The sequence below is a fragment of the Zhongshania guokunii genome (assembly GCF_040892635.1).
GTDB classification, from domain to species: Bacteria; Pseudomonadota; Gammaproteobacteria; order Pseudomonadales; family Spongiibacteraceae; genus Spongiibacter; species Spongiibacter guokunii.
Genome location: NZ_JBFRYA010000001.1, coordinates 119,630 through 131,861 on the forward strand (window position 1 = coordinate 119,630; position 12,232 = coordinate 131,861).

Sequence of the window (12,232 nt, forward strand, 5' to 3'; positions counted from 1 at the left end):
TAAATTATATTGAAATTAGTTAGTTTGCGAAATATGGTTTTGCGAAGTAGTTATAAAAATAATCTTGGGGTTCTAGAGAGGATTTATATATGAAGAAGGTTGTGGCCCTTGTAGGGGTTTCCCTGTTGAGCAGTGGTTTTTCTTACGCGCAAGATGTGAATACACCTGCGCCAGCGGTTAAAAAAAGCAGTAATAGATTACTTGAAGAGGTTACGGTTACTGCTCAGAAGCGTGAGGAAAACTCGCAAGATGTACCTATTAGTATTTCTGCTTTTAGTGCCGAAAAACTGGACGCGTTTGGTATTGAAAGTACCGCAGATTTAGCACGTATAACCCCAGGTTTAACGTTTACGTTTACCTACGGTTACACCTTGATTTATTTGCGTGGTGTCGGTACCGATGCATTCCTGCCCTCGGCTGATCCAAGTGTTGCAACCTACATTGATGGTATCAATATTCCGTCTAGCCAGGGTAAAAATGACACTTTAGGTCCTGTAGAGCGTGTTGAGGTTTTGAAAGGACCGCAAGGCACACTGTTTGGTCGGAACTCCACCGGTGGCGCGATCAATATTGTTACTGCAAATCCGCCAGAGGAATTCGTAGGCTCGATTAATGCGGAATACGGTGTTTACGATTTAGATAGCATCGATCAAACCGTTGATAAAAAATCGTACAGCTTATATTTGGGTAGCCCTATAACGGAAGATGTGGGCTTTACCCTTGCTTACTTTGAAGAATTGCCAATGATCATGGGCAAGAACACCACCGATGTTGGGGTTCAAGCGCCTGAGCGTGAAGACTTCACCAGAGGTGGTCGTTTGAAATTGCGCTGGGATATAAGCGATACCTTTAGCGCTACGCTAATAGGGTCTTATATTCATCAGTTTAACGGGAACTCACTGATTAACGAAAATACCCGTCCGTCTGGCCTTGTTACTGGTGCCTATGAACCCGATACGGCTGATCGTAATTGGCACAATGACATTCAAGGTGGTAACGAAACTGAAAATACTATGTATGCTGCTGTTTTGGAATGGAGCCCTGGTCCTATAGATATGAAGTTTATTTATGCGGATAACGGTGTTGAACTTCCTTATGGTGCATATGATTATGATTCAACCGAAAATAACCAAGTAACGTTTTATTTTGTTGATGGCCAGTTTAATGAACAAAGGACTTATGAGCTCCAGTTTACGTCGAATTCAGAAACCCCTGGTAGTGATAAGTTTGAATGGGTGACGGGCTTATATAGGCTTGAGGCTGAAGGCGGGTTCGATAGTTTATACTTTACCGTTGGTCCGGGTGGCTTTGCGGAAAATATCTTACCGATTGATTCTTTGGTGGCTGCAGTTCCGCTCCTAAATGGCATATTGGCTGATCCTGCGTTAAATGTAACACTTGAGGCTGGCTCGGTTTTGTATACCGATTCAAATTCGGCATTCTTCCAAGGTACTTATACCTTTAATGAAGAATGGAATCTAACACTTGGTGCTCGTTATCAATCGGAAACACGTGGTGTTCGTGACGCGTTTCTGGATGCGGTTTTGCTGACCAGTGGTGAGCAGAGTGATCCGTATTATATCAGCGGCGGTGATCGGAAAAATAACCAGCGCATTAGTACCTTTAGCGTTCCCGATGTTAAAGAGGAGACGATGTCACCTCGGATTGCGGTGCAGTACTTGCCAACTGACTCGACCCAAATCTATGCCTCTGCATCGCAGGGTTTTAAAAGTCCGACCTATAACACAATTAACTTTTTCTCTGACCCAGATCTAGTGGGTAAAGAGACGGCGACCGCGGTTGAACTTGGTATTAAAACCGATTTGTTTGACGATACCTTACGTCTAAATGCGGCAATATTTAAAACCGACATAAAAGATGTGTTAACCGCGATTGTATCGTTAACCTCCGGGGGGATAGTACGCTTCCAAAATGCCGGTCGATCTGAAATCGAAGGCGCAGAGATGGATTTTCAGTGGCAGCCAATGTCAAACATCAACCCCGGCTTAGCATTAACGGGCTCGGTAACTTATTTAGATGCTAAGTATACCGAATACACTAATGGTGCTGGCTTTGACGATGATACGGGATTGTATTTTGGGCCAGATGGCCTTACCGGTAACACGGAGCGTGACTTCTCTGGTAATGATGTAGTGCGTACGCCTGATATCAGCTATACCTTTGCGGCGAACCAACGTATTGCCATGGGCAATGCCGGTGATCTCGAAATCGGCGTGGATTATTACTACAACGGCGGTTATAACACCACCCCGCAAAACTCGCCTTTCTTTGAACAGGAAGCATACGGTCTTTGGAATGCTCGTCTAAGTTATTTCTATGATCCCTATGGTCTTCAGCTAACTGCTTTTGTCAATAACGCCTTGGATGAAGAATACTTTGGCACGATATTGCAGCAAGACTTTGGGCGTACTGTGGTGTTGGCGCCACCGCGCTTAATGGGCATGCGCGTGAAGTGGAATTTTGACCAGATGTTTTATTAATTGAGATAAAGTAAGCCGACTTTTTGGCTTTACTTGTTGAATGAAATAAATAGCGTTTAGGAGTTAAAAATGAAAATAAAATCTATAGTAGCACTAATGGCGGTCGTCGTATCTTGCTTTCAAGCTGGCGCTTCCGTTGCACAGATTCCAGCCTTGCCGCTGATGGGTGGTTTAGATGGGGGTGGCATTCCTAGCTTAGAAGGCATAGTCAATGTGGCTGCGCTGCCAGACGTAATTCCTGGGCTTCTTGAAGATGTGCCGCGCAGCTTGGGGCGAAATTCCGGTGCGCTTCCCGGTCTTATCACGATGGGCAGCGAGCTAGAGCCTTTAGATACCCTTAAAACGGCAATCGGCATTGGTAGCAGCTTGGGTACGGGTGCCTTGTTTAGTACGGTGCCGGTGTTAGAAGTGGCTGCAACTGATCCCATGAATATTGTCTCTTATCTTTTGGGTAATGGCACTATTCTCACTCAATCGGGTATTGTTGGAACACTGCCAGCCATCCCGCTTCTTACCTCACCGTTAGGTTTAGGGCTTGGTTTGTAAATCTCAGTGGCGATGTAAGCCCGCAAGGCGTGTACTCAAAAGGGTATGCGCCTTTAGCAGTTATACAGCAAAACGTAGATCACCAATCACTGAATTCAGGTAGGTTATATGATAGCGCCAATAATGAATAATAAGCGTTCGTCTTCCCCGCGTATCGACAAAAAATTATTTTGTGGTGTCTGTGAATCGTCCTGTGGTTTAGTGGCAACGATTCAAGATGACGATCTAATTAAGCTGCGCCCCGATCCTGGCCACCCAAATTCGAAGGGCTTTGCCTGTTCTAAAGGTCTTGCCTTTGGTGCGGTTCGCGACGACAGCGACCGTGTATTGCAGCCCTTAAAAAGAACTGACGACGGTTCCTTTGTTGCAGTCTCTTGGGAGCAGGCGCTAGACGAAATTGGCGAACGCTTAAACGCCATTATTAAAGTGCATGGCCGTGAATCTATTGGCTTGTATCAAGGCAATTCTGTTGCTTGGAACTTCGGTGCCTTTCTCAATTTGTTTGGCATGGCAGGGGCTCTAAAAACCAAGCATTTGTACAGTGCCGCCTCTATCGACATCAATGGCTATTGGCTGGTGAGCCAACTGCTTTATGGCAGTAATTTTTTAAACCCAGTACCTGATATAGCCCGCACCGATTTTATGTTGTGCATTGGCGCTAACCCCGCGGTGTCTCATGGCAGTATGGCGAATATTGGTCGCTTCCGAGACACCATGCTTGGCGTAACTGCGCGGGGCGGTAGGGTGGTGGTTATTGACCCGCGGCGGAGCGAAACCGCAGAACTTTTCGAGCATCTACCTATTCGCCCCAATGGCGATGCTTGGTTGCTCGCGGCTATGTTAAAGGTTATTTTTGATGAAGGCTTAGCAGACCTCGGTGCATTACAGCGCCAAACTTCGGGTTCTGAAATTATAACGGATTTGCTTGCGCCAGTTTCATTGGCGCAAGCTTCGGATGCAGCGGGAATCCCTGTTGCTGATATCCAGCAATTGGCGAGGGATTTTGCTGCTGCCCCTTCGGCCTGTGCTTACGGGCGCTGCGGTATGTCAATTGGGCCATTTGCCACCTTAAGCAAATATCTACTTGATGTGCTTAATATCGCCACCGGCAATTTAGATCGCGAGGGCGGCTGGTGTTTTGCTCGGCCATTTATTGACCTAGAAGCGCTGATGCATCAGTTGAAATCAACGGGTTATGATCGCTGGCGCACTCGGGTGGATGGCTTTCCCGAAGTGGCAGGCACGGCGCCGGTGGTCAGTATTCCTCGCGAAATTACCACCCCAGGCAAAGGCCAGTTGCGGGCAATGATGGTCATTGGCGCGAATCCGGCCACTAGTAGCCCAGCTGCTGGGGAGTTGCGAGATGCCTTTAAACAGCTCGATTTACTCATTTCCCAAGATATTTATATTACTGAAACCAGCCGTATGGCGGATTATATTTTACCGCCAACTACGTGGTTAGAGCGCGAAGGCTTTCCTATTTTTACCCAATCGCATTCCGGTGTACCCCACGCTCAGTGGGTGGGCCCTACTTTAAAAGCGCGGGGCGATGTTCGCGATGACGCGTGGATTATGGATGAAATATCTAAGCGCATTGGTATTGTGCCGGCAGATTTTCCCGGTGCTCAGCTATTGGGTAAATTAGGGCTTAGACCCAGTCCCTCATTTTTAATGGATGTGGGCTTGCGCACTGGGCCAGAGGGAGATTGGTTTGGTTTGCGGCCCTCAGGCTTAAGTCGCAAAAAGCTATTGAATAATAACGGTGCAATTAAATTGGCCAACGGCCTGCCAACCGGTGTTCTCAATAAAAGGATGTTTACCAAAGATAAAAAAGTGAATCTCGATCATGCGTTATTTAGAACAGAGATGGCGCGCTTATTGGCGAGCTCTTTTGCGCAGGATGAAAACTATCCGCTAAGCCTTATTAGCCAGCGGGAGCTGCGTTCGCAAAATACCTGGCTGCACAATATTTCAAAATTGGTGGTGGCCGACCGTGTTCAGCGTTTGCGTATTCACCCCACGGACGCCGCGCGCTATGGTATCGAAGAGGGCGATCCAGTCGAAATAAGTTCACCTTATGGGCAAATTCGGGTGCCAGAAGCGCGTATTAGCGACGAGATGATGCCCGGTAGCTTGGCGCTCCCTCATGGCTGGGGTCACGAGGGCGGCTGGCAGCGCGCAGTTGCGGTGGGCGGTGCTGGCTATAATCAACTTACCACTAATCGTGCAGACTCGGCAGACTTGCCCAGTGGCAATGCCACGGTTAATGGGATTAGCGTGCGCATTCGTTCTCTGCGCGATGTGGTGGAGATGGCGTCATGAGCTATGTTATTACCGCGCCCTGTGTGGCAGATTATTCCTGCGTTGAAGTGTGTCCTGTGGACTGTATCAGTCCCATGCCGGATGATTCTGGGTTTGACGCAGCAACGCAGCTCTATATCAATCCTGTGCTGTGTGTTGATTGCGATGCTTGTAGAGAGGCTTGCCCAGTAAACGCGATATTCGCCGAAGACCAGCTCCCAGAAAAATGGCTGGATTATATCGGCATTAACGCCGCGCACTTTCAATCCCATACCCAAGCCGTTGCGGAGCTTCGTCATGATAAGTGAACGCCCCCTACGCATCGCTATTGTGGGCAGCGGCCCAGCGGGAATGTATTCCGCAGGGCATTTATTGGAAGGCCCTGGCGGCACCTTTATTAATGGTGGCTTAAACCAAATTGTTCGGCGCCCCGTTGAGGTGGACGTGCTTGAACGGCTGCCTACCCCTTGGGGCTTAATTCGCTCTGGCGTTGCGCCGGATCACCCCGATAAAAAGCGCATGGCGGCGATTTACGACAGTATTGCTAGGCGCCAGGGCTTTCGGTTTATTGGTAATGTGCAGGTGGGTAGGGATGTTAGTCCCGCAGATTTAAGCCAGTGGTACGACGGCGTTATTTACGCCGTGGGCGCAGACGATGAGCGTCGCTTGGGTATTACGGGTGAAGATCTGCGCGGCAGTGATTCAGCTCGGGCGTTTGTGAGCTGGTATAACGGCCACCCCGACTTTAGTGATTTACAGTTTGATTTACGTTGCGAGCGCGCGGTGCTGGTTGGCAATGGCAATGTGGCGATGGACGTGGCCAGAATTTTATTTTCGCCCATTAGCACTTTGCATAATACCGATATTGCCAGCTATGCGCTGGACGCACTTGGCAAAAGTCAGCTCAAGGAAATTGTCATTCTTGGCCGTCGCGGGCCGGAGCACGCCGCATTTAACTATCCCGAGTTAATGGAGCTTGGTGAGCTTGCCGATACCGCGATAAGTGTTGAGGGCACTGATTTATCCTTGACTCCAGAAAACGCGGACTATGAAACCCAATTAAAAGTGGCCGCCTTAGCGAAGCTGTGCAAGGAAAAATCTCAGGGTAGCCGTAGAATTGTATTTCGCTTTAATGCCGCGCCAACCGCTATTGTTGGCGAGGGGCAAGTTGCACAAATTAAGGTTGTAGATAGGCGTGATCAGTCTGAGCAGGCGTTAAACGCCGGCTTGGTGCTGGCGGCGATTGGCTATCGCGGTTTGGCAATTGATGGCCTGCCTTTTGATGACGTGCGAGGTGTTATCCCCAGTCGTGACTCGCGCATTGTTGATAATGGCATTGCGATTGCTGGCGCTTATGTAACGGGTTGGATTAAGCGCGGTCCTAAAGGCATTATTGGCAGCAATAAAAAATGCGCGCGTGATGCTGTGGCGGCGGTGATGGCCGATGCCGACAGTAATTTATTGCCTATGGAAGGAACGCTGTCGGCGGCGCAAGTACTTGAGGCAATCAATGCTCGGGTGAGTGTCACGCTTGGTTTTTCTGGCTGGCAGAAAATAGACAGGCAGGAGCAGTCTGATGGCCGAGCACAAGGCCGCCCCCGTCTTAAAATGACGACGACCGGCGCCATGCTTGGTTTAGTCACTGCGGGCTAGGATTACCTGCCACGACGGGCTTTTAAGGTTTTTATAAACGCTATATAGCCCGCCATTCCTCGACCGATGCCCGTTCCTATTCAGAGCTTAAACTTATCTGTCTTGTAGGTGTTTATACCTAGCTTGCCGCTACAAATTCGTCTTGTGATCCTTAGCTTTATGTTAAATGATGGGACTTTGAAAAACTTTGGCCCTAAAAAGGGTGATCGATGTTCGTGTGGAGTGTTATTTCCATATTGCAGCACCATTCGATTTAATTTGCTAGGAAGCTTCCCTCACTATTGGTAAGACATTTATGCAAATTATGACGACGCCTGATCTTATTCGACGTTTGAGCTCTACTTACGCCATTCTTATTATAGGCATCTCGAGTTTAATTCCTGCATTTTTTACTACCTACCTGTATTTTTTTCAAGACCATCATCTGCATTTTATCAGTCATGCTGGTCACGAAGTGGCGATTGCGATAGCGCTCCTTCAGAGTGGTTTCATTGCAGTAATAGCATGGCAGTGTTTTCAGTACTCCGGTGAGCGATTTTTGCGCTGGCTGGCGCTTGGTTTCTTTGCTTTTACGCTTATTTATGCCTGCCACGGAATTTTCACTCGTATAGCTTCAGTAAATATTTGGCAGTTTGTGCTATACGGGCCAGTTAGTAGGCTGGTCATGGTTGGCTGCTTTTTTGTTGGACTGCTGACTTATGGTAAACCGGCCCTGGATAATGACGAAAACCAGCGCCGAGGTAGTTGGCTTTCTTGGACTACTGTTCTGATAATAATCAATGTCGCAGTTTTTGGCCTGGCGTCGACAAGTTGGGCGCCGCACGCACAAAAGGTTTTTGAGCTTAGTGCTTTGCTGCTTTCGCTATTGTGTGTTGCGATCGTGCGGCTGCGGGGACTGAATTCGCCTCTGATGACAATTTACTCCGTATCACTGTTGTTTTTTGCTCAGTCATCGGCCACCTTTTTGCTCAGTTCGGCATGGAATCATCTGTGGTGGTTTGCGCATATTATTTTTGCTTCGGGTTTTATTTTACTTAGTTACAGCGTTATTAAAGTATTTCTTACTACTCGCTCCTTCGCGCTGGTATTTAGCCAGGAAGAGCTATTTGAGCAAGTTCGCGCCGAGAAGAGCCGAACGGAGAAAGCGCTGGCAGAATTGCAGGATGCTCATACTAACTTAGGAAATACTCACGATTTACTACGCTCAGTACTGGCCTCGGCTTCAGAATTTTCGATTGTCGCGACGGATATCTATGGCCTGATAACGATATTTAATAAGGGTTCTGAGCGAATGTTGGGTTATCGCGCAGCGGATATGGTGGGGTTACAAACCCCGTTAATGTTCCATTGTGACGCTGAGATAGAAGCCCGAAGCAAGGAGCTTAGTGCAGAGTTTAATGCTGGTGTTTCTGGCTTCAGAGTTTTTGTTGGGCGGTCAGAGGTTGATGGCCAAGAAACCCGTGAGTGGACGTATATTCACAAAGATGGGCACCGTTTTTCAGTGTCATTGGTGGTTACGACAATACGCTCCACGGTCGGCGAAATTACAGGTTATTTAGGTATTGCTGAAGATATAACGGAGCGTAAACGGCTCGCTAATTTGAAAAGCGAATTTCTCTCGACGGTCAGCCACGAATTGCGAACGCCGTTGACCTCAATAGTCGGCAGTCTTGATTTAATCGCTGGCGGGGTATTTGGACCTGTCTCAGCACCCATGTCAGGAATGGTGGATGTAGCCCATAAAAATAGTCAGCGACTACGCTCGCTAATAAACGATTTACTCGATATGGAGAAAATGAGCGCCGGAAAACTCAATTTTGAACTGGAGTGGCAGCCGTTGGAGACTATTGTGGTAACTGCAATTGAGGGTATGCGTCCTTACGGCAGTATGCGGCGTATTAGTTTGATATTTAAGACCTCCTTGAAAAATGAGCTGCTTGTGCGAGTTGATGCCATGCGTCTCCAGCAAGTGTTGAGTAATCTAATATCAAATGCCATTAAGTTTTCGCCCGAGGGTGGGCTCGTTGAAATTATTATTAAAACTGTAGACGACAAGGCTCGTGTAGAAGTATCTGACCACGGTAGCGGAATTCCCTGGTCTTTTCGTAAAAGCATTTTTACGCGATTCTCTCAAGCAGATAGCTCAGATACACGGCAGCATGGAGGCTCAGGGTTGGGGCTCGCTATAACTCGTCAGTTGATTGAGCGCATGGGAGGCTCAATTGGATTTGAATCGGAACCAGGGCAAGGGGCTGTATTTTGGTTTGAGCTACCATTGCGTTAAGGTGTGGGTTGAACTCAGCGGCATGTGCCTTTTGCCGTGAACCGGCAAAAGGCACGGATATTGGTAAGAGGGCTTGTCAGTCTAGCGTTACAGCACTGCTAACCATACTTTTCCAGCGCTGAACCAAGCGCCGATATTGCTTGGGATTTTCGCTGATGAGCATTTTCACCACATAGCCTCTTACTAAACAAAAGCTGATATTGAGGATGTCCTCGGCAAGTTCCTTTTCCCAGCCGAGATCGACTAGCTTGTCGATCCAGGCTTTTTCGACCAGTGAGCGGCTGCTTACGGCAAGCTGGATCTGTTGCCCGCGCAATTCTTCATTTTTACCACCTGCCATTAATATATCTAGTGCCACGGTGAAATAGTCCGACATAAAAAAATCTTCGGCATCTTTCATGGCAGCATCAACGGGGTCATGATCGGGTCTAAAGGCACTGATATTGCGAGTGAATATGCTGTTTGATTGCTCGTAAGCGTATTGCATTGCGGCCAAAGTTAGGTCATTTTTAGTGGGGTAGTGATGGAGCTGCGCGCCCTGTGAAACCCCGGCTTGCTTTGATACTGCCGAGGTGCGGAAATTGGCATAGCCGACGTCTTTGATCACTTCGAAGGCGGCTTTGGCCAAGCGGTAGCGCATAGTGGCGGTGCGCTGTGACTGTGGTACACGCGCTTTTTTGGGGCTTTCTGTCAAAATTGTTGTCCTCGCCAGACAGCTATAGACTGCATTTTTTAAAACCTCAACGTTTATCTAATCCGTACAGTTTAAGCCAGTAGTTACTCTGGATGGCACAGTATACTAAATAGCTGTGCTGCTGGGAGGGGCACGCTGTGAAGGATGATTGCTTGGGGCTTTAGTGCGCTAAGCACGCATTAAGCTAGTAGTTGACGGCTAGTTTAAAATGAAACTACACTGAATGCTAATTGTTAGCTAGGTAATAAAATAATAGCCATGCCTGCATTCACTAACCACCAACATCAATTCGCTCAGGACGTTATGGCGCGCTCGGGGGCAAATAACTTTTGTCTGTTTTTGTTCTCTGCGCGGCCAGAGCAAGCGGGAGTCCATTTTTTTTGTCACTACGGTATGAGCGCCCAAATAAAGACCGTGTACAGCCAGCGCTTGTGGGCACATGATCCATTTTTGAATTATATAAAGCAGCAAGGCGCTAATACGCAGGCGACAGTATTGGATCGCGGCCAGTTTGACGGTGATGATAGTCAAGGCGATAGCTATTGGAGCTACATTAATCGGGTAGGATATCGCGATATTGTGTCGGTGATACATCCCTACACGCCAGAGATTTTTTTAGTGGGTGGTCTGATGGGCCAAGATCGAGGTCGCGAATACGGCGAAATATCTGCTAGTCACAGCGTTATTGATGACATAGATAATTTTGTGGGGGAGGCGGCAACTGAATTAATGTCGTCCTTAATCGCGCCGATACTTAGCGCTGCGCCAGTAGCTACTGCTGTTGGCCAGGGGCTGTCGTTGTCGCCAAGGGAGCGAGATGTGGTCAAGGCTCTGCAAGCGGGTTATGGCAATAAGCAAATTGCTGCGGCACTGTCGCTGTCTGAATACACCATTGAAAATCATTTTAAGCGTCTGTTTCGCAAATTTTCAGTCCACAACCGTACGGCATTACTTGCCGCTGTTCAGCAGTTGGGGCTGCTCTAACTAGAATTTTTATTTTCAGTGTCGCTTTATTTGGCTTGCTTGCCGAAAATAGCTTTTACTTATTGTTGTTTGCTGTTTTCGGCGGCAATGATGCTTATAGATTGATACAAATTTTGCCTAGGTGCTGGCCTGAAAGCTGGTAGTGGAAGGCCTCTGCTAATTGTGGCAACTCAAAACAGCAATCAATAATTGGTTTGAAATCTGCGGTTTCTAAAAAGTCGACCATTCTGTTTTGCATTTCACGACTTCCGACCGCGATGGGGCGAATACGCAGTTGTTTGAGCATCCACTGGGTGAGATTAATATTTGCTTCGAGGCCACCCAAAATACCGATGGGGACTAAATTACCATTTACTTTGGCAGCGCTAATTGATTGCTCAAGGGTCGTGCCGCCGCCTACATCAAGAACGTGGTCGATGCCGCCGCTCAGGTGATGGATGGTTTCTCCCCAAAGCGGGTCGCTTCGGTAATTGACGACGTGATCTGCACCTAGCTGTTTAAGGCGTTCCATTTTCTCCTCGCTAGAGCTGGTCGCGTACACGGTCGCGCCAAGTGCTTTAGCCAGTTGCACGGCGAAAATCGAAACGCCACCGCTACCTTCGATGAGCACGCTGTCACCAGCCTTTATATTGCAAACTTCAACTAAGGCTCGCCAGGCAGTGAGCGCGGCGCAGGTCAGTGTTGCGGCTTCGGTGTAGCTGTAATTATTGGGAATACGGCTTAAGTTCGCGGGATCGGTAATGCTAATTTCGGTGGCGCAGCCGTCGACGGAGTCACCGCCGATGCGGCTGGTATTGTCTTGACTGGGGTCGCCGTTGTGCCAGTCGGGAAAGAATAAACTCATGACGCGATCGCCACACTGCCATTCGCTAACGCCTTCACCAACTTCAATGATCTCACCTGCGCCGTCAGACATCGGAATACGGCCATGCTCAGTTGGCATCATTCCGCTGGCAACGGCATAGTCGTGAAAATTCAGTGACAGGGCGTGCCAGCGAACTTTCACTGTACCTGCTTTGATGCTGGGTTCTGGTCGTTGCTCAATTACTATCGACTCTAGGTTAGCCGGTGTGTGAATTGCGGCGGTAAGCATGATTAGTGATCCTTTTGGGCATTGCCTAAACTTGGGGAAGGCGTTTTGGCTAAGTTTCAGTGTTTTGGTTGCGGTACTAATTTTAGGGCGCTAATTGTACGCTATTAAATCGTCAGGCCCATTAGCTGAAATTGGTCCATTGCTGGTTTTTAACTAGTTGTTATGCTTGCACGCAA

Annotated in this window: 9 protein-coding genes; 7 read left to right on the forward strand and 2 right to left on the reverse strand. The window is 48.2% G+C overall.

Features of this window, described 5'->3' with window-relative positions; translation table 11 throughout:
- Positions 1–89 precede the first annotated feature (89 nt).
- The 6 genes from AB4876_RS00510 (at position 90) to AB4876_RS00535 (ending at position 9,285) form a co-directional block, all read left to right on the forward strand.
- Entirely contained in the window at positions 90–2,501 is a 2,412-nt protein-coding gene (locus AB4876_RS00510) for a TonB-dependent receptor (protein WP_368379702.1), read from the forward strand.
- 69 nt (positions 2,502–2,570) lie between these two features.
- Positions 2,571–3,047, forward strand: a complete 477-nt coding sequence (locus tag AB4876_RS00515; RefSeq protein ID WP_368379703.1) for a hypothetical protein — start codon at positions 2,571–2,573, stop codon at positions 3,045–3,047.
- A 123-nt stretch (positions 3,048–3,170) separates the two neighbouring features.
- Positions 3,171–5,369, forward strand: a complete 2,199-nt coding sequence (locus AB4876_RS00520; protein ID WP_368379704.1) for a molybdopterin-containing oxidoreductase family protein — start codon at positions 3,171–3,173, stop codon at positions 5,367–5,369.
- Entirely contained in the window at positions 5,366–5,656 is a 291-nt protein-coding gene (locus AB4876_RS00525) for a 4Fe-4S dicluster domain-containing protein (protein ID WP_368379705.1), read from the forward strand. Before AB4876_RS00520 ends, AB4876_RS00525 begins: the two co-directional genes overlap by 4 nt.
- Complete coding sequence (locus tag AB4876_RS00530) at positions 5,646–7,001, forward strand: FAD-dependent oxidoreductase (RefSeq protein ID WP_368379706.1); 1,356 nt, start codon at positions 5,646–5,648, stop codon at positions 6,999–7,001. The genes AB4876_RS00525 and AB4876_RS00530 overlap by 11 nt, the downstream gene beginning before the upstream one ends.
- Before the next feature lie 295 nt (positions 7,002–7,296).
- Positions 7,297–9,285, forward strand: coding sequence for a sensor histidine kinase (locus tag AB4876_RS00535; protein WP_368379707.1), 1,989 nt, complete (start codon positions 7,297–7,299; stop codon positions 9,283–9,285).
- A 76-nt stretch (positions 9,286–9,361) separates the two neighbouring features.
- On the opposite strand, the gene AB4876_RS00540 is transcribed toward AB4876_RS00535, so the two are convergent.
- Entirely contained in the window at positions 9,362–9,979 is a 618-nt protein-coding gene (locus AB4876_RS00540) for a TetR/AcrR family transcriptional regulator (RefSeq protein WP_368379708.1), read from the reverse strand.
- 258 nt (positions 9,980–10,237) lie between these two features.
- Between AB4876_RS00540 and AB4876_RS00545 the strand changes: the two genes are divergently transcribed.
- The gene (locus tag AB4876_RS00545) at positions 10,238–10,963 is read left to right on the forward strand and encodes a helix-turn-helix transcriptional regulator (RefSeq protein ID WP_368379709.1); all 726 of its coding nucleotides are present in this window, start codon (positions 10,238–10,240) and stop codon (positions 10,961–10,963) included.
- A 94-nt stretch (positions 10,964–11,057) separates the two neighbouring features.
- Here AB4876_RS00545 and AB4876_RS00550 read toward each other — a convergent pair whose 3' ends face one another.
- Entirely contained in the window at positions 11,058–12,056 is a 999-nt protein-coding gene (locus AB4876_RS00550) for a zinc-dependent alcohol dehydrogenase family protein (RefSeq protein ID WP_368379710.1), read from the reverse strand.
- Positions 12,057–12,232 lie beyond the last annotated feature (176 nt).

Coding starts and splice junctions, on each gene's coding strand:
- AB4876_RS00510 (WP_368379702.1), top strand. CDS start 90: ATGAAGAAGGTTGTGGCCCTTGTAGGGGTTTCCCTGTTGAGCAGTGGT.
- AB4876_RS00525 (WP_368379705.1), top strand. CDS start 5,366: ATGAGCTATGTTATTACCGCGCCCTGTGTGGCAGATTATTCCTGCGTT.
- AB4876_RS00535 (WP_368379707.1), top strand. CDS start 7,297: ATGCAAATTATGACGACGCCTGATCTTATTCGACGTTTGAGCTCTACT.
- AB4876_RS00520 (WP_368379704.1), top strand. CDS start 3,171: ATGAATAATAAGCGTTCGTCTTCCCCGCGTATCGACAAAAAATTATTT.
- AB4876_RS00515 (WP_368379703.1), top strand. CDS start 2,571: ATGAAAATAAAATCTATAGTAGCACTAATGGCGGTCGTCGTATCTTGC.
- AB4876_RS00550 (WP_368379710.1), bottom strand. CDS start 12,056: ATGCTTACCGCCGCAATTCACACACCGGCTAACCTAGAGTCGATAGTA.
- AB4876_RS00545 (WP_368379709.1), top strand. CDS start 10,238: ATGCCTGCATTCACTAACCACCAACATCAATTCGCTCAGGACGTTATG.
- AB4876_RS00530 (WP_368379706.1), top strand. CDS start 5,646: ATGATAAGTGAACGCCCCCTACGCATCGCTATTGTGGGCAGCGGCCCA.